Raw genomic sequence first — 16,611 nt, forward strand, 5'->3', positions numbered from 1 at the left:
GCTCCGCAGGTGCCGCCACCGGTCGTTGCGGCGGCCGCGGCGCCCCGCCCCGCCCCGCGCTACGAGCCCATCGAGGCGGACGAAGTGGCGGCGTTCAAACGCGCCCTGGCCACGGCGGCCGGGGCTTCCGCCGTGGCCGTGCCCGCCGCGGCCGCCAAGCCCGGCGTGCCGGTGCGCTCGGGGCCGCTGCTGCCCCCTGCCCAGCCCACGGGCTTTGAAGACACGGAAATGCCGGGTGCCGACAGCCCCGCACCCGACCTGAGCAGCACCCAGTACGGCGAGCTGAACTGAACACCCCCGGGGCAGGACCCGAAGGTCCTGCATTCCCCCGGGTCGTCGAAAGGGGGGGCCGAAGGTGGTGCCGCGCCGCCGCCTTGCCGCCTCCGCCTCAATGGCCCTCGAAGTCCACCAGCGTGTACAGCGGCAGCCCGGACTCGCGCAGGCGCCGTGAACCGCCCAGTTCCGGCAGGTCCACGATGGCGGCGCCCTCGGTCACCGTGGCGCCCAGCTTCTCCAGCAGTTTCCTGCCCGCCATCATCGTGCCGCCCGTGGCGATGAGGTCATCGATGAGCAGCACGCGGTCCCCGGCCTTCACGGCGTCGGTGTGCAGCTCCACGGTGGCGCTGCCGTATTCGAGCTCGTAGGTTTCCTCGACCGTGGTGAAGGGCAGCTTGCCCTTCTTGCGGATGGGCACGAAGCCCACGTTCAGTTCATAGGCCACCACGGCGCCCAGGATGAATCCGCGCGCATCCAGCCCGGCGACCACATCCGGGCGCAGCGCCTTGTCCATGTAGCGGTGCACGAAGGCATCGATCAGCACCCGGAACACCTTGGGGTCCTGCAGCAGCGGGGTGATGTCCCGGAACTGCACACCGGGCGCCGGCCAGTCGGGCACGGTGCGGATGTGTTGGCGGAGGTATTCGTTGACGCTGAGTGGCTGCATGGCTGCGGGGGGGAAATGAAGGATTGCGCGGGGCGCCCGAAGGCGAAAGGCGTGGCAAGTGTATCCAGCAGGGTTGATCGGGACCGCGCCCTGCGCCGCGAACCCTCATAATGTTTCAGCGCTGTTACATCCGCTGTACCGCCACGCTGGAACACCCCTTCACACCGCAGATCGGCCATGCCCATCTCCATCCTGCTGATCGAAAGCGATCACCACCATGCACAGGCGGTGGTCGACGCGCTCGCGGACCCGTGGTCCGGCTGGCGGGTGGACGTGGCCGCGTCGCTGGCGGATGCGCGGGAACATCTGGGGCACAGCAGGCCGGACATCGTATTGGCGGCGCAGCGCACGGTCGATGGCTCGGCCTTCGACCTGCTGCGGCTGCTCGACGGCGTGCCGGCCATGATCGTCGTGCGCATGGGGGCGGAAACCCATGCGGCCCAGGCCATGCGCCATGGCTTCGACGACTTCGCGGTGCAGGACCCCGCGCTGGACTATCTGCTGACGCTGCCCGCGCAGATCGACTCGGTGCTCGAGCGCAATTCCAGCGCCCGCGCGCGGCTGGCGGCCGAGGCCATGCTGGCCCGCCAGCACCGCTTGCTGCAGGCCATCTCCCTCGCCCAGGCGATGTTCATCGCCAGTTCGGGACCCCGGGCCGCCTTCGAGGCGCTGCTCAAGGAGCTGATGTCGCTCACGCAGAGCGCCTTCGGCCTCGTGGGCCAGGTGCAGCGCGCCGAGGATGGGCACCCCTACCTGCGCGTGCACGCCATGACCGACATCAGCTGGGACGAGGCCTCCAGGGCCCGCTATGCCCAGCATTCCGAGGAAGGCATGGTGTTCGACAACCTGCACTCCCTGGTCGGGGCGGCGCTGGTGTCCGGCGAGCCGGTGCTCTCCAACGACGCCAGCCACGACACGCGCGGCGTGGGCACGCCCCGGGGCCACCCGCCGCTGCGCACCTACCTGGGGCTTCCCATCCACGCGGCGGGGGAACTGGTGGCCATGGTCGGCCTGGCAAACCGGCCCGAGGGCTATTCGGCGTCGGACGTGCAGTTCCTCCAGCCCCTGCTGAACACGGTGGGCCAGCTGGAGATGGCCCGCCGCGCCGAGCTGGCGCGCAGCGCGGTCGAGGCGGAGCTCGAACGCACCAGCGCCCTCCTGGCCGACAAGACACGAGCCCTGGAAGGCACGCTCGCCAGCGTGTCGCAGGGCATCACCAACGTGGATGCCGAAGGGCGGATCCGCGTCTACAACCGGCGCTATCTGGAGCTGCTGGATCTGCCGGAAGCACTGTTGGCCACGCAGCCCAAGGTCGAGGAAGTGGTGCGTTTCCAGACCGAGCGGGGGGATTTCGGCGCGGAATTCCAGCTCATAGAGCCCGCGGCGCGCAACTACGTGGCGTCCGAGTATTCCTCCCACGGTGGCCGGCTCACCATGCCCGACGCCTACGTGCGGCGCACCCGCGGCGGCCGCTACATCGAGGTGCGCACGCGCGCCCTGGAGCAGGGCGGCCGCGTGCGCACGTTCACGGACGTCACCGACTACCTGAGCACCCTGGAAGCCCTGCGCCTGAGCGAGTCCCGCTGGCGCAGCCTCACGCACCTGTCCTCCGACTGGTACTGGGAGCAGGACGCGCAGTTCCGCTTCGTGCGGCTGGACGGCAACCCTTACCACGAGGCCGGCGTGCCCAACGAGATGCACTACGGCCTCACGCGCTGGGAGCTGCCCAACACCTTCGTGGGCGATGGCCAGTGGCGCGAGCACCGCAGGCAGCTGGAGGCGCACGAGGTCTTTCACGACTTCGAGATGCAGCGCCTGACCGAAGACGGAAAACCCGTCTGGGTATCGATCAGCGGCGAGCCCATCTTCGATGAAGAGGGCCAGTTCACGGGCTACCGCGGCGTGGCCCGCGACATCACCGAGCGCAAGCTGGCCGAGGCGGAGATCCAGCGCCTGGCGTTCTACGACGAGCTCACGGGCCTGCCCAACCGGCGGCTGCTGATGGACCGGCTGGAGCGCGCGGTGAACATGTGCGCCCGCGAGGGCAGCCATGGGGCCTTGCTGTTCCTGGATCTGGACAACTTCAAGGGCGTCAACGACACCATGGGCCACGAGTGGGGCGACCGGCTGCTGGTGCAGGTGGGCGGCCGCGTCAGCGCCAGCGTGCGGGCCACGGACACCGTGGCGCGCCTGGGGGGCGACGAGTTCGTGGTGGTGGTCCAGGGCCTGGATGCCGAGACGCAGGCGGCCGCGGCCGAAGCGGAAGCCGTGGCCCAGAAGGTGCTGGCCGCGCTGAACCAGCCCTATGTGGTGCACGGCAGCGAAGTGCACAGCACGCCCAGCATTGGCATTGCCCTGTTCCGCGATGTGCAGCTGCCCGTGCAGGAGCTGCTCAAGCGCGCCGATCTGGCCATGTACCAGGCCAAGGCGCAGGGCCGCAACACGCTGTGTTTTTTTGATCCGGCCATGCAGGCGGCGGCCTCCGCGCGGTCGGCGCTGGAGGGGGATCTGCGGCAGGGGCTCGCGCGCAACGAGTTCCTGCTGCACTACCAGCCGGTGGTGGACGAGACGGGCCGGGTGCTGGGCGCCGAGGCGCTGGTGCGCTGGAACCATCCGCTGCGCGGCATGGTGCCGCCCGGGGACTTCATCCCCCTGGCGGAGCAGACCGGCCTCATCCTGCCCCTGGGGCGCCAGGTGCTGGCCATGGCGTGCCGCCAGCTGGCGCGGTGGACCGCGGCGCCCGGGACCGCGGGCTGGAGCGTGGCCGTGAATGTGAGCGCGCAGGAGTTCCGGCAGCCCGACTTCGCGGAGGAAGTCCTCAGCGTGCTGCGCGACTGCGGGGCCGACCCCGCGCGCCTCAAGCTGGAGCTCACGGAAAGCCTGCTGCTGCAGGACGTGGAGGAGAGCATCCACAAGATGCAGGCGCTGCGCACCCAGGGCGTGGGGTTCTCGCTGGACGATTTCGGCACGGGCTACTCGTCGCTCTCTTACCTCAAGCGCCTGCCGCTGGACCAGCTCAAGATCGACCAGAGCTTTGTGCGCGACGTGCTCACCGACCCCAACGATGCCACCATCGCCTGCACCATCATCGCGCTGGCCCACAGCCTCGGGCTGGACGTGGTGGCCGAAGGGGTGGAGACCGAGGGGCAGCGCGACTTCCTGCTGCGCAACGGCTGCAAGCGCTTCCAGGGCTACCTGTTCGGGCGGCCCGGGCCCGCCGAACTTTTGTAGTTTGCTATTAAATATATAGCTATTGGCGCTTGATGGATAAGCGCCAGGGCCATATTTAATTCAAATTTTGGCGTCAGCCTCAGCCTCAGCCTCAGCCTCAGCCTCAGCCTCAGCCTCAGCCACTGGCACGCATCGGGCGAGAGATGCCAGGCAAGGGCCGCCCCGCAGCGAGGGCATTGTCCCCCTTCCCGGAGCGCGTAGCGCGTAGAGAGAAGGGGGAAGGCACGCAGTGCCTCAGGGGGATGTACCCTGCTACCCGCGCAGCAGCTTGTCCTCGGCCAGCATCAGCGCCGCCGGGTGACCCGAGAGCACCAGCGTGTCGCCCGCCGCCAGCAGCGCATCGTCCACCGCCGAGCTCATGTGGCCGCTGCCGCGGCGCAGGTTCACCACCCGCACCCCCATGGCCGACAGCGCGAGCTGGCCCAGGCTCTTGCCCAGCGCGGTGGAGCCGGGGGGCAGGTTCACGGTGGACAGGCGTTCCTGGTCGCGCTCATTGACGGTGTCGTCGTCCGCGCCGTGGAAGTAGCCGCGCAGCAGGTTGTAGCGCGCGTCGCGCTGGTCCTGCACCAGGCGCAGCACGCGGCGCATGGGCACGCCCACCAGCGCCAGCGCATGGCTGGCCAGCATCAGCGAGCCCTCGATGGCCTCGGGCACCACCTCGGTGGCGCCGGCGGCCTGCAGCTTGTCCAGGTAGAGATCGTCCTGCGTGCGCACCACCACCGGCACCTGCGGCGCGTGGGAGCGCGCGTTGGCCAGCACCTTCAGCGCGGCGGGCACGTCGATGTAGGTGATGGCCACGGCACTCGCGCGCACCAGGCCCGCCGCCATCAGCGCCTGCAGGCGGGTGGCGTCGCCGTACACCACCGAATCACCGGCGGCGGCGGCTTGCCGCACGCGGTCCGGGTCCAGGTCGAGCGCCATGTAGGGGATGCCCTCATGCTCCAGCATGCGCGCCAGGTTCTGTCCGCAGCGGCCGTAGCCGCAGATGATCACGTGCTTGCTGCTGTTGATGGACTTGCGCGCGATGGACGTCATCTGCAGCGACTGCTGCAGCCAGTCGCTGGCCACCAGCTTCATCACGATGCGGTTGCTATACATGATGAGGAACGGCGTGGCCAGCATCGACAGCACCATGGCCGCCAGGATGGGGTTCATCAGCGCCGGCTGCACCAGCCCGTTGGCCTGCGTGAGCGACAGCAGCACGAAGCCGAATTCGCCCGCCTGGGCCAGGTACAGCCCGGTGCGCAGGGCCACGCCGGTCGTGGCGCCCATGCCCCGCGCGAGCACCAGGATGATCACCAGCTTGAGGAGCAGGGGCACCGTGAGCAGCGCCAGCACCAGGGCCCAGCGGTCCACCAGGATGTGCCAGTCCAGCATCATGCCGATGGTGATGAAGAACAGGCCGAGCAGCACGTCGTGGAAAGGCCGGATGTCCGTGCCCACCTGGTGGCGGTACTCGGTTTCCGACACCAGCACGCCCGCGATGAAGGCCCCGAGGGCCAGGCTCAGCCCCGCCAGCTCCGTGAGCCAGGCCAGGCCCAGGGTGATCAGCAGCAGGTTGAGCATGAACAGCTCGTCGCTCTTGCGCCGCGCCACCAGGGTCAGCCACCAGCGCATCAGCCGCTGCCCGCCCGTGAGCAGGATGCCCACCAGCACCGTGGCCTTGACCAGGGCCCACGCCAGCGCGGTCAGGAGCTGGTCCGGGGACGAGCTCAGCGCGGGAATCAGCACCAGCAGCGGCACCACGGCCAGGTCCTGGAAGAGCAGGATGCCCATCACCCTGCGGCCGTGCTCGCTTTCCAGCTCCGCCCGTTCGGCCATGAGCTTGACCACGATGGCCGTGCTGCTCATGGCCATCACGCCCGAGAGCGCCAGCGCGGTCTGCCAGCCCATCTCCCAGACGCCGCCCGCCACGCGCGCCAGCAGCAGCGCCGCGCCCGACACCACGGCCATCGTCAGCACCACCTGCATCAGGCCCAGGCCGAACACCTGGCGGCGCATGGCGCGCAGCTTGGGCAGGCTGAACTCCAGCCCGATGGCGAACATCAGGAACACCACGCCGAATTCGCCCAGGTGGCGCACCCCTTCCGAGTTCTGCGCCAGCGCCAGTGCATGCGGCCCGATCAGCACGCCCGCCGCCAGGTAGCCCAGCATGGGGGGCAGCTTGAGGCTGCGGCAGGCCACCACGCCCAGCACCGCGGCCAGCAGGTAGAGCAAGGTGAGGGCGAGAGAGGACATGGTTCGATGCTATCCGAGGCCAGCAGCCTGTTCACGATCTTCTTGTCCGAAGCACGGGGCGTGCCAGAGGGGGACAATAAATCCAGGGCCCGCCCAGGGCCTGCCCGGTCGATAGAATCCCGGGATGACTCCCGCACCTGCCGCACTGCCCCCCTTTGATGCTGATCAGGCCCTGCGTCTGGCACGTGAGACTTTTGACATCGAGGCTGCGGCCGTCCTGGGGCTGAAGACCCGTGTTGGCGCGTCGTTCACGCAGGCCGTGCAGGCGATCCTCACTGTGCGCGGGCGGGTGGTGGTGATGGGCATCGGCAAGAGTGGGCATGTCGGGCGCAAGATTGCCGCCACGCTCGCCTCCACCGGGACACCCGCCATGTTCGTGCACCCGGCCGAAGCCAGTCACGGCGACCTTGGCATGATCAAGTCCATCGACATCGTGCTGGCGCTCTCCAATAGCGGGGAGGTGGATGAAGTCACCACCCTGCTGCCCGTGATCAAACGCCTGGGAGCCATGTTGATTGCGATGACAGGGCGGCCACAATCCACCCTGGCCAAACATGCGGACATCGTGCTCGACAGCGGCGTGGAACGAGAAGCCTGCCCGTTGCAGCTCGCCCCCACCGCCAGCACCACCGCCCAGCTGGCCATGGGCGACGCCCTGGCCGTGGCGCTGCTCGATGCCCGGGGCTTCCGCCCCGAAGACTTTGCCCGTTCGCACCCTGGCGGTGCGCTGGGGCGCAAGCTGCTCACCCATGTGAGCGACGTCATGCGGACAGGGGCGGAAATCCCGAAAGTGGCGCCCGGCGCCGCCTTCAGCGACCTCATGCGCGAGATGAGCGCCAAGGGGCTGGGCGCCTCGGCCATCGTGGACGCGGCCGGGCAGGTGCTGGGCATCTTCACCGACGGCGACCTGCGCCGCCGCATCGAGGCGGGGGCCGATCTGCGCACCGCCACGGCCGAGCAGGTGATGCACCCCAGCCCGCGCCGCATCGCGCCGGATGCGCTGGCGGTGGATGCCGCGGAAATGATGGAGGCCCATGCCATCACCAGCGTGCTGGTGGTGGATGCCGCGGGCGTGCTCACCGGGGTCGTGCACATCGGCGACCTCATGCGCGCCAAGGTGATCTGATGGTGGCGGGCCCCTCTTCCTCCTCCTCCTTCCTGCCCGATGCCGCGCCCGCGCTGCAGATCGATCCCGAGCTGCTGCTGCGGGCCCAGGGCGTGCGCGTCGCCTTCTTCGATGTCGACGGCGTGCTGACCGACGGCGGCCTGTACATCAGCGAATCGGGCGAGACCCTCAAGCGCTTCAACACCCTGGATGGGCACGGGCTCAAGCTGCTGCAAAAGGCGGGCATCACCCCCGTGGTGATCACGGGGCGCGACTCCCTGCCCCTGCGCGTGCGCCTGAAGGCCCTGGGCGTGGAGCACGCCGTCTTCGGCACCGAGGACAAACGCCCGGCCGCCGAGCAGATCCTGGCCACCCTGGGGCTGGGCTGGTCCGACGCCGCCGCGATGGGGGACGACTGGCCCGACCTGCCCGTCATGCGCCGCAGCGCCTTTGCGTGCGCGCCGGCCAATGCCCAGGCCGAAGTGCGCCAGGCGGCCCATTTCGTGACCCAGGCCCGGGGAGGCGACGGCGCCGCGCGGGAGCTGTGCGACCTGCTGCTGGTGGCCACGGGCCGCTACGCCGCGCTGCTGGCGGAATACACCGCATGACCCGGCCCGCCCCGTACCCATGGACCACGGGCCAGGCTGGCGCCCCCGGCCCGGAGGCGGCCCCATGACGCGCAACGTGATCCGCCAGGGCTGGGACCAGTTCTCGCTGTACCTGCCCGTCGTGCTCATGGGCCTGCTGGCGCTGGGCACCTGGTGGCTGGTGCGCAACGCGCCCATGCCCCTGCTGCCCGCCGCCGAACGCCAGCAGGGGCACCAGCCAGACTACTTCATGAAATCCTTCTCGGTGAAGAGCTTTGACGCCGCGGGGCGGCTGCAGAGCGAAGTGCAGGGCGCGGAGGCGCGGCACTACCCCGACACCGACACGCTGGAGATCGACAAGGCGCGCATGCGCTCGGTCACGCCCGCCGGGCGCCTCACCGTGGCCACGGCGGACCGCGCCCTGACCAACGCCGATGGTTCGGAGGTCCAGCTGTTCGGCAACGCCATCGTCACGCGCGAGCCCCTGGCCGCCAGGCCGGGGACGCCGGCGCAGCCGCGGCTCGAGTTCCGCAGCGAATTCCTGCACGCCTACACCAGCACGGAGCGTGTGCGCTCGGACAAGCCCGTCACCCTCACGCGCGGCAACGATCGCTTCACCGCCGACGGCATGGACTACGACAACCTCGACCAGGTGCTGCAACTGCGCGGGCGCGTGCGCGGCGTGCTCCAGCCCGGCACGGCCAAGCCCTAGCCGCCGAGCCCACCCCTGTCCCTGCCCGGAGCCCCCCATGACCACTCCCCTTGTCTTCATCACCGGAGCGTCCAGCGGCATTGGGCAGGCGCTGGCCCTGCGTTTCCATCGCTCGGGCTACCGCCTGGCGCTGGCGGCGCGCCGGACATCCGAGGTGAAAACATGGGCTGACGCACAAGGGATAAGCGCGGATGGCTACGAAATTTATAGCGCAGACGTGGCGGTCACCGACAGCATCGTTGCGGCGGGCCGCGACTGTGTCGCGCGCCAGGGAGTGCCGGACGTGGTCATCGCCAATGCCGGCATCAGCGTGGGCATGGACACGGCCGTGCGTGATGACCTCGAAGTGATGGCGCGCACCTTTGCCACCAACAACATCGGCGTGGCGGCCACCTTCCACCCCTTTGTTGACGCCATGGCGCAGCGGGGCAGCGGCACCCTGGTGGGCATTGGCAGCGTGGCGGGCATCCGGGGCCTGCCCGGTCACGGCGCCTACTGCGCCAGCAAGGCCGCCGTCATCAGCTATTGCGAAAGCCTGCGCGGGGAAATGCGCCCGCACGGCGTGCGCGTGGTCACCATTTCGCCGGGCTACATCGACACGCCGCTCACGCGCCAGAACCGCTACAGCATGCCGTTTCTGATGCAGGCCGGTGATTTCGCGGACCATGCCTACCGGGCCATCACCCAGGGCGTGAGCTACCGGGTCATCCCGTGGCAGATGGGGGTGGTCGCCAAGGTGCTGCGGCTCCTGCCGAACGTGCTTTTCGACAAGCTGCTGTCAGGCCGCCCCCGCAAGCGGCGCCAGGACGAGCAGACATAGCGCGCCGGCCCCGCCCCGGGGCGCCGCCGCCGCCCGCCCATGAAAAAAGCCCCCGAAGGGGCTTTGGCCTTGCCAGGACAACTCCACGGCAGGGTGCTTCTTCAGTAGCTGCTGCCGCCGCCACCGCCATAGCCGCCACCGCCGCCGTTGCGGCCACCACCGCCGCCGTTGCGGGAACCGGAGCCGTAGGGGCTGCGGAATCCACCTTCGCTGCGGCCGCCACCGCCGTAACCGCCGCCGCCGCCACCCTCGCGGCCGCCGCCATAGCCACCACCGCCGCCTTCACGGCCACCGCCGTAGCCGCCACCACCACCGCTGCGGCCACCACCGCCGCCGTAGCCGCCGCCACCGCCGCCAAATCCACCGCTGCGGGGTGGGCGGGGCTCCATGGGGCGCGCTTCATTCACGACGATGCTGCGGCCGCCCAGGGGCTGGCCATTCATGCCGTTGATCGCGGCCTGGGCTTCTGCGTCGCTGCCCATTTCCACGAAGCCAAAGCCCTTGGATCGACCCGTGTCGCGCTCCATCATGACCTTGGCGCTGGTCACTGCGCCGAATTGGCCGAAGGCCTGTTCCAGATCGCTGTCGCGCACCGAGTACGGCAGGTTGCCGACGTACAGTTTGTTGCCCATCGAGGGACTCCTCAAAAACACATGGATAAAGCGATGGAGTCCCGAAAACGCAGCCAGCTAATCTCAATGACGCTCTCAGCGCGAAACTGACGGATCACCGCAAACTTGGAAACGGGTTGCACCCGCCAACCCATTATGCGCCACACTTTTGCCGAAAAAGCAAGCGGTGATGCCGACTGTGGTGGCGATACCGCGCGGCCATGAAAAAAGGAGCCCTGGGGCTCCTTTGTCTTGCCTTCGGCAGGCCGCGAGGTCTGCCGATGAGGTCTTTTTAGTAGCTGCTACGGCCACCGCCGTAACCACCACCACCGCCGCCGCCGCTACGGCCACCGCCGTAACCGCCGCCGCCACCACCGCCGTAGCCGCCGCCACCACCGTTGCCGCCGCCGAAGCCGCCGCTACGGGGAGCACGGGGCTCCATGGGGCGGGCTTCATTGACCACGAGGTCACGGCCGCCGAAGTTTTGGCCATGCACGCCTTGGATGGCGGCTTGGGCTTCTGCATCGCTGCCCATTTCGACAAAGCCGAAACCCTTGGAGCGGCCGGTGTCGCGCTCCATCATGACCTTGGCGCTGCCAACCGAGCCGTACTGGCTGAAGGTCTGCTGCAGATCTTCGTCGCGGAAAGAGTAGGGCAGGTTGCCCACGTAAAGTTTGTTGCCCATGAAGGACTCCTGAAAAAACATGAAAACGCGATGGAGCCCGACGCAATCAACAAACCTGTGACGACTTCAAAGACGCGAAACTGACCATTCACCGCTAAGCTAACTGCTCTCCTGCAAGCAGAAAAGCGAACCCATTATTAATCACTTTATGTGGCGCGTGGGGTTTTATTTCTGGGGAAAGCCGCCCGTCGTGCACAAATCAGGGGTTTTCACGCGTGCGTGGAAGGGTTTTCCCGAGGAAAAAAGACAGGCGGTCATGGCCGGGGCACCCCCGCCAGGCTGGCGCAGGGTAAAATACGCGGGTCTTTGGGGAGTAGCCCGCCCGGTGCGCAATGCGCCGGGGGCATGCGTCAACAAACTTGGGTCCGGTGGACCTATGGCGTATGCGGTTTTCTAGCTGGGCGAGACCATTGACTGCATGCCGATCCAAATGGCCGGAGTCGGGGTGCAGTCAATGCGTTTCGAACAACATCCGGCCGGACAGGACCCCCACATGGAACCGTTTTTCATCTCCACCGCCATCGTCGCGCTCGCCGAAATGGGCGACAAGACGCAGCTTCTGGCGCTCGTGCTCGCCGCACGCTTTCGCAAACCCTGGCCCATCGTCCTCGGTATCCTGGTGGCCACGCTGGTCAACCATGGCCTGGCCGGCGCAGTGGGCTCGTGGGTGACGACGTTCGTGGGGCCGCAGATCCTGCGCTGGATCCTGGGGGCATCGTTCATCGCGATGGCCATCTGGATGCTGATCCCCGACAAGCTTGACGAAGGCGAGGCCGACGGCTCGCCGCGCTGGGGGGTGTTCGGCACCACGCTGATCGCGTTCTTCCTGGCCGAGATGGGCGACAAGACGCAGATCGCCACCGTCATGCTGGCCGCGCAGTACAACGCCTACCTGTGGGTGGTGGCCGGCACCACGCTGGGCATGATGATCGCCAACGCGCCCGTGGTGTGGCTGGGCGAGCGCATCACCCGCCGGGTGCCGATCCGCGCGGTGCACATCGTGTCTGCCGTGATCTTCCTGGTGCTGGGGCTGCTGGCCATCTTCACGCCGGTCGGCTGAGGGAGGCTGCGAAAAGCAGGAGCCATCCGCAGGCGCTTTTGGTATATTTGCCAGACGCGCCGATTTGCCACAGCTTGCGGGCGCTTTATAAATCCTGCTAAAGACCCGTCCGACCTATGTACCCGGCCTCGTTTTTAGCGACGCCGGGTTTTTTTGTCCTGGGGCGGCGCTCCAGGCCAGGGCGGCTTCCTTGTTTGTGGAGCAGCGGCGCGCGCAAGCGGTGGAACATGAGGGCTCACCAGTTCCAACTATGTCGTTCATCGCAACACCTCAGACCATGCACTTTGCGGAGGTGCTGCCGCTGCAAAGCGGTGCGTCCATCCGCGACTACCACCTGGCCTACGAGACCTACGGCACGCTCAACGCCGACCGCTCCAATGCCGTGCTCGTGTGCCACGCGCTCAACGCCTCGCACCACGTGGCCGGCGTCTACGCGGGGCAGGACAAGAGCGAAGGCTGGTGGGACAACATGATCGGCCCGGGCAAGCCCGTGGACACCGACCGCTTCTTCGTCATCGGCGTGAACAACCTGGGCTCGTGCTTCGGCTCCACCGGCCCCATGCACAACCACCCCGACACGGGCGAGGTCTACGGCGCGGATTTCCCGGTGGTCACGGTGGAGGACTGGGTCAACGCCCAGGCCCGCCTGCTCGACCGCCTGGGCATCCAGCAGCTCGCCGCCGTGCTGGGCGGCAGCCTGGGCGGCATGCAGGCGCTCTCCTGGACACTGCAGTACCCCGAGCGCATGCGCCACGCGGTGGTGGTGGCCAGCGCGCCCAACCTCACGGCCGAGAACATCGCCTTCAACGAGGTGGCCCGCCGCGCCATCGTGACCGACCCGGACTTTCACGGCGGCCACTTCTACCGGCACGGCGTGATTCCGAAACGCGGCCTGCGCATCGCCCGCATGATCGGCCACATCACGTACCTGAGCGACGACGTGATGAACGAGAAGTTCGGGCGGCAGCTGCGCGAGGGCCTGGAACTCAAGTACAGCACGCAGGACATCGAATTCCAGATCGAGAGCTACCTGCGCTACCAGGGCGACAAGTTCAGCGACTACTTCGATGCCAACACCTACCTGCTGATCACGCGCGCGCTGGACTACTTCGACCCCGCGCGCACCCAGGGCGGCAACCTCACGCGGGCGCTGGCGCGGGCCACGGCGCGCTTCCTGCTGGTGAGCTTCACCACCGACTGGCGCTTTTCACCCAAGCGCAGCCGCGAGATCGTCAAGGCGCTGCTCGACAACCGCCGCAGCGTGAGCTACGCCGAGATCGACGCGCCCCACGGGCATGATGCCTTTTTGCTCGATGACGCCCGCTACATGGGCGTGATGCGCTCTTACTTCGATAGCATTGCAAAGGAGCTGCAGCCATGACCGAAAAAGCGGCGATGCAAGCCCTGGCACGCCTGGTGCCCCCCGGCTCGCGCGTGCTCGACCTGGGCTGCGGCAACGGTGCCATGCTCGACTACCTGCAGCGCGAGCGCGGCTGCAGCGGCTACGGCGTGGAGATCGACGATGCCAACGTGCTCGCCTGCGTGCAGCGCGGCGTCGATGTGATCCAGCTCAACCTCGACGAGGGCCTGGCCATGTTCGGCGACAACTCGTTCGACGTGGTGCTGCAGCTCGATACGCTGCAGCACCTGCGCAATGCCGAAACCATGCTGCGCGAGACGGCGCGCGTGGGCCGCACGGGCGTGGTGGCCTTCCCCAACTTTGCGCACTGGCCCAACCGCCTGTCCATCCTGCGCGGTCGCATGCCCGTCACGCGGCGCCTGCCCTACCAGTGGTACGACACGCCCAACATCCGCGTGGGCACCTACAAGGACTTCGAGGTGCTGGCCACCAAGAACAGCCTGCGCATCCTGGATGCCTTCGGCCTGCAGGATGGGCAGGAGGTGCGCTGGCTGCCGAATGCGCGCGCGGGCACGGCGGTCTTCCACTTCGAACACGCGTAGCGCTTGTGGGTGTGTGCGCCCCGGCGACACGCCGCTGTCAAGCGCATCGGCTAAGGTGCGGGCTCTGTTTGTAGGAGACCCGCATGAAACGCATTGCACTGCGCGCCACGACTGCTGCCGCGTTGCTCGCCACCTGGGCGCTGGGCGCCATGGCCCAGGCCTGGCCGCCCACTCCCACCGTGATCGCCCACCGGGGCGCTTCGGCGCTGCGGCCCGAGCACACGCTGGCGGCGTACCAGCAGGCCATTGACGATGGCGCGGACATCATCGAGCCCGACCTGGTCATCACCAAGGACGGCGTGCTGGTGGCCCGGCACGAGAACGCCATTGCCATCCTGGGCGCCGATGGCTCGGTGAAGGAAGCCACCACCGACGTGGTGGACCGCCCCGAGTTCGCGGGCCGCAAGGCCACCAAGACCATCGACGGCCAGTCCATCACCGGCTGGTTCACCGAGGACTTCACGCTGGCCGAGCTGAAAACCCTGCGCGCCCGCGAGCGCATCCCCGCGCAACGCCCCGCCAACGTGGCCTACAACGGCCAGTTCGAGGTGCCCACGCTGCAGGAGGTGATCGACCTGGCCAAGGCGGCGAGCGCCAAAACCGGCCGCGTGGTCGGCATCTACCCCGAGACCAAGCACCCCACCTATTTCCAGTCCATTGGCCAGCCGCTGGAGGCGCCGCTGCTCGCCGTGCTGGAGAAGAACGGCTGGAACCACAAGGACGCCCCCGTGTTCGTGCAGTCGTTCGAGGTGGCCAACCTGCAGGCGATCCGCAGGCTCAGCAGCGTGCGCCTGGTGCAGCTGGTGGCTCCCTCGGGCCGGCCGTATGACTTTGTGGCCCAGGGCGCGGCCAATGCGCGCGGTTATGCCGACCTGATCACGCCCGAAGGCCTGAAGCAGGTGGCCACGTATGCCAATGCCATCGGCCCTTTCAAGACCCTGGTCGTGCCGGTGAAGGACGGCCTGCCCGGCGAACCCACGCCGCTGGTCGCGCGTGCCCGCGCCGAAGGCCTGGCCGTGCACATCTGGACGCTGCGGCCCGAGAACGCCTTCCTGCCCGCCGGCCTGAAGAAGGCTCCGGCGGCGGATGGCACGGCGCGCGGCGACAGCGCGGCCGAGATCACGGCGTATCTGCGCGCGGGCATCGACGGCTTCTTTACCGATGACCCCGCCGTGGGCCGCGCCGCGGTGCGGGCGTTCGCCGGCAAGCAGTGAAGCCGGGCGGCTGCCCCGGAAGGCGCGGCGTGTCGCGGCGCGGCCATGCCGCTCAGGAAGAGTCGCTTTCCACGACCGCCTTCACGGCGGCCAGGGCCCGTGGCAGGTCCTCGCAGGGGATGGAGCCCAGCGCCAGGCGCAGCGCATGCGGCACGTGTGCCGTGGTGGCAAACCCTTCGGCGGTGGACACCGCAACGCCGCGCCGCGCGAGCGCCCCGGCCACGCGGTCCGCACGCTGGTCGTCGCCCAGCGGCAGCCAGGCAAAGTACGAATGCGGGTGCCGCACCAGCGGCAGCCCGGCCAGGGCCTCGCTGGCGATGGCCTGGCGGCGGGCCGCGTCGGTGCGCTTTTCGGCCTCCAGGCGCGCCACGGTGCCGTCCTCGATCCAGCCGCAGGCGATGGCAGTGATCACGCCCGCCGTGTTCCAGGAGGTGGCACGCACGGCGCGCTCGATGGGGGCGATCAGCGCCGGCGCGGCCGCGACAAAACCAAAGCGCAGGCCCGTGGCCACGTTCTTCGACAGGCTCGACAGGTAGACCGTGCGCTCGGGCGCCAGCGCGGCCACGGGCGGCGGCGCGTCGGCCGCCAGGTAGGCGTAGGGGGCGTCCTCCAGCACCAGCAGGTCGTGGGCGCGCGCCAACGCCACCAGGCGCTTGCGGGCCCCCGCATCCATCACGCAGCCCAGCGGGTTGTGCAGCGTGGGCATGGTGTAGATGGCGCGCACGGGCCGGGCCTGGCACAGGCGCTGCAGGGCGTCCAGGTCCGTGCCGCCCGGCCCGACGGGCACGGGCGCCAGGTCCAGCCGCATGCGCTCGGCCAGCACGCGAAAACCGGGGTAGGTGAGGGCATCCACCGCCACCACGTCGCCGGGGCTGAGCAGCCCCAGCGCCGCCACCGCCATGCCGTGCTGCGCGCCGTTGACGATGAGCACCTGCTCGCCGGTCACCCACAGCTGGCGGGTGGCCAGGTGCCGGGCGACGATGGCGCGCTCGTGCGGCCGCCCGCCGTAGGGGTGGTAGTGCAGCAGGGATTCCAGGTCGCCCGATGCCGCCAGCCTGCGCAGCGCGTCGCGCAGCAGGTCCGCCTGCCCCGGCACGCCGGGGCTGTTGAACGACAAGTCCGCCGAGCCGGGTGCGGGCGTGGCCAGGTCGGCGCCCAGGCCGCGCGGGCAGGAGCCATCGCGCACGAAGGTGCCGCGCCCGGTTTCGCCCACCACCAGGCCAATGGCCTCCAGCTCGGCGTACACGCGGCTGGCGGTGGCCAGCGCCAGGCCGTGGCGCTGCGCCAGGGCGCGGTGCGTGGGCAGGCGGGTGCCGGGCCGCAGCCGGCCCGCGCGGATGTCGGTGGCCAGCGCATCCACCACCTGCTTGTACCGGACCTGGCCCATGGCGCCTCCGCAGTGTATTCATGACAATTTTTTGATTGTATTGAACACCGCCGATA

The 16,611-nt window shown here is 68.8% G+C and carries 14 protein-coding genes, 1 pseudogene and 1 riboswitch; of the genes and pseudogenes, 10 read left to right on the plus strand and 5 right to left on the minus strand.

Features of this window, described 5'->3' with window-relative positions:
* Window positions 1-291, plus strand: a pseudogene (locus KW843_RS20525) (hypothetical protein); the annotation flags it as partial.
* Window positions 292-388: 97 nt separating this feature from the next.
* Here KW843_RS20525 and KW843_RS20530 read toward each other — a convergent pair.
* Window positions 389-943 carry an adenine phosphoribosyltransferase gene (locus KW843_RS20530; RefSeq protein WP_218297014.1) on the minus strand — a complete coding sequence of 185 codons (555 nt, stop codon included), beginning with the start codon at window positions 941-943 and terminating at the stop codon, window positions 389-391.
* Window positions 944-1,120: 177 nt separating this feature from the next.
* Between KW843_RS20530 and KW843_RS20535 the strand changes: the two genes are divergently transcribed.
* Window positions 1,121-4,174, plus strand: a complete 3,054-nt coding sequence (locus KW843_RS20535; protein ID WP_218297015.1) for an EAL domain-containing protein — start codon at window positions 1,121-1,123, stop codon at window positions 4,172-4,174.
* Between the two features lie 252 nt (window positions 4,175-4,426).
* On the opposite strand, the gene KW843_RS20540 is transcribed toward KW843_RS20535, so the two are convergent.
* On the minus strand, window positions 4,427-6,412 hold the full coding sequence (locus KW843_RS20540; protein ID WP_218297016.1) for a monovalent cation:proton antiporter family protein: 1,986 nt from the start codon (window positions 6,410-6,412) through the stop codon (window positions 4,427-4,429).
* Window positions 6,413-6,536: 124 nt separating this feature from the next.
* Here KW843_RS20540 and KW843_RS20545 point away from each other — a divergent pair, with 124 nt between their 5' ends.
* From KW843_RS20545 to KW843_RS20560, 4 genes are all read left to right on the plus strand, one after another.
* Entirely contained in the window at window positions 6,537-7,538 is a 1,002-nt protein-coding gene (locus tag KW843_RS20545; RefSeq protein WP_218297017.1) for an SIS domain-containing protein, read from the plus strand.
* Entirely contained in the window at window positions 7,538-8,125 is a 588-nt protein-coding gene (locus KW843_RS20550; RefSeq protein ID WP_255590959.1) for an HAD family hydrolase, read from the plus strand. Before KW843_RS20545 ends, KW843_RS20550 begins: the two co-directional genes overlap by 1 nt.
* A 64-nt stretch (window positions 8,126-8,189) precedes the next feature.
* Window positions 8,190-8,816 (plus strand): LPS export ABC transporter periplasmic protein LptC, encoded by a 627-nt coding sequence (gene lptC, locus KW843_RS20555; protein ID WP_218297018.1) that lies wholly within the window; start codon window positions 8,190-8,192, stop codon window positions 8,814-8,816.
* A 37-nt stretch (window positions 8,817-8,853) separates the two neighbouring features.
* Window positions 8,854-9,636, plus strand: coding sequence for an SDR family oxidoreductase (locus tag KW843_RS20560; protein WP_218297019.1), 783 nt, complete (start codon window positions 8,854-8,856; stop codon window positions 9,634-9,636).
* Window positions 9,637-9,737: 101 nt separating this feature from the next.
* Here KW843_RS20560 and KW843_RS20565 read toward each other — a convergent pair whose 3' ends face one another.
* Both KW843_RS20565 and KW843_RS20570 read right to left on the minus strand, forming a co-directional pair.
* Window positions 9,738-10,268, minus strand: a complete 531-nt coding sequence (locus KW843_RS20565; protein ID WP_218297020.1) for an RNA-binding protein — start codon at window positions 10,266-10,268, stop codon at window positions 9,738-9,740.
* A 271-nt stretch (window positions 10,269-10,539) separates the two neighbouring features.
* Window positions 10,540-10,932, minus strand: a complete 393-nt coding sequence (locus tag KW843_RS20570) for an RNA-binding protein (RefSeq protein ID WP_218297021.1) — start codon at window positions 10,930-10,932, stop codon at window positions 10,540-10,542.
* A 296-nt stretch (window positions 10,933-11,228) separates the two neighbouring features.
* Window positions 11,229-11,405, plus strand: a riboswitch (yybP-ykoY riboswitch).
* A gap of 20 nt (window positions 11,406-11,425) precedes the next feature.
* Between KW843_RS20570 and KW843_RS20575 the strand changes: the two genes are divergently transcribed.
* The 4 genes from KW843_RS20575 to KW843_RS20590 all read left to right on the plus strand — a co-directional run bounded on the left by KW843_RS20575 (window position 11,426) and on the right by KW843_RS20590 (window position 15,168).
* Window positions 11,426-11,992 (plus strand): TMEM165/GDT1 family protein, encoded by a 567-nt coding sequence (locus tag KW843_RS20575; protein WP_218297022.1) that lies wholly within the window; start codon window positions 11,426-11,428, stop codon window positions 11,990-11,992.
* Window positions 11,993-12,242: 250 nt separating this feature from the next.
* Window positions 12,243-13,373: a homoserine O-acetyltransferase gene (locus tag KW843_RS20580; protein ID WP_218297023.1), complete on the plus strand. Its 1,131-nt coding sequence runs from the start codon at window positions 12,243-12,245 to the stop codon at window positions 13,371-13,373.
* A complete protein-coding gene (metW, locus tag KW843_RS20585) occupies window positions 13,370-13,954 on the plus strand; it encodes a methionine biosynthesis protein MetW (RefSeq protein WP_010464865.1) in 585 nt (194 codons plus the stop codon). The genes KW843_RS20580 and metW overlap by 4 nt, the downstream gene beginning before the upstream one ends.
* 83 nt (window positions 13,955-14,037) lie before the next feature.
* Window positions 14,038-15,168: a glycerophosphodiester phosphodiesterase gene (locus KW843_RS20590; RefSeq protein WP_218297024.1), complete on the plus strand. Its 1,131-nt coding sequence runs from the start codon at window positions 14,038-14,040 to the stop codon at window positions 15,166-15,168.
* Between the two features lie 52 nt (window positions 15,169-15,220).
* On the opposite strand, the gene KW843_RS20595 is transcribed toward KW843_RS20590, so the two are convergent.
* Window positions 15,221-16,555 (minus strand): PLP-dependent aminotransferase family protein, encoded by a 1,335-nt coding sequence (locus KW843_RS20595; protein WP_218297025.1) that lies wholly within the window; start codon window positions 16,553-16,555, stop codon window positions 15,221-15,223.
* Window positions 16,556-16,611: the final 56 nt, after the last annotated feature.

Source organism: Acidovorax sp. sif1233, from assembly GCF_019218755.1.
GTDB lineage: Bacteria > Pseudomonadota > Gammaproteobacteria > Burkholderiales > Burkholderiaceae_C > Acidovorax.

What these genes read in the sequence shown, in the direction of transcription:
- KW843_RS20530 (WP_218297014.1), bottom strand. Translation starts at nt 943, where the DNA reads ATGCAGCCACTCAGCGTCAACGAATACCTCCGCCAACACATCCGCACC.
- KW843_RS20535 (WP_218297015.1), top strand. Translation starts at nt 1,121, where the DNA reads ATGCCCATCTCCATCCTGCTGATCGAAAGCGATCACCACCATGCACAG.
- KW843_RS20540 (WP_218297016.1), bottom strand. Translation starts at nt 6,412, where the DNA reads ATGTCCTCTCTCGCCCTCACCTTGCTCTACCTGCTGGCCGCGGTGCTG.
- KW843_RS20545 (WP_218297017.1), top strand. Translation starts at nt 6,537, where the DNA reads ATGACTCCCGCACCTGCCGCACTGCCCCCCTTTGATGCTGATCAGGCC.
- KW843_RS20550 (WP_255590959.1), top strand. Translation starts at nt 7,538, where the DNA reads ATGGTGGCGGGCCCCTCTTCCTCCTCCTCCTTCCTGCCCGATGCCGCG.
- lptC (WP_218297018.1), top strand. Translation starts at nt 8,190, where the DNA reads ATGACGCGCAACGTGATCCGCCAGGGCTGGGACCAGTTCTCGCTGTAC.
- KW843_RS20560 (WP_218297019.1), top strand. Translation starts at nt 8,854, where the DNA reads ATGACCACTCCCCTTGTCTTCATCACCGGAGCGTCCAGCGGCATTGGG.
- KW843_RS20565 (WP_218297020.1), bottom strand. Translation starts at nt 10,268, where the DNA reads ATGGGCAACAAACTGTACGTCGGCAACCTGCCGTACTCGGTGCGCGAC.
- KW843_RS20570 (WP_218297021.1), bottom strand. Translation starts at nt 10,932, where the DNA reads ATGGGCAACAAACTTTACGTGGGCAACCTGCCCTACTCTTTCCGCGAC.
- KW843_RS20575 (WP_218297022.1), top strand. Translation starts at nt 11,426, where the DNA reads ATGGAACCGTTTTTCATCTCCACCGCCATCGTCGCGCTCGCCGAAATG.
- KW843_RS20580 (WP_218297023.1), top strand. Translation starts at nt 12,243, where the DNA reads ATGTCGTTCATCGCAACACCTCAGACCATGCACTTTGCGGAGGTGCTG.
- metW (WP_010464865.1), top strand. Translation starts at nt 13,370, where the DNA reads ATGACCGAAAAAGCGGCGATGCAAGCCCTGGCACGCCTGGTGCCCCCC.
- KW843_RS20590 (WP_218297024.1), top strand. Translation starts at nt 14,038, where the DNA reads ATGAAACGCATTGCACTGCGCGCCACGACTGCTGCCGCGTTGCTCGCC.
- KW843_RS20595 (WP_218297025.1), bottom strand. Translation starts at nt 16,555, where the DNA reads ATGGGCCAGGTCCGGTACAAGCAGGTGGTGGATGCGCTGGCCACCGAC.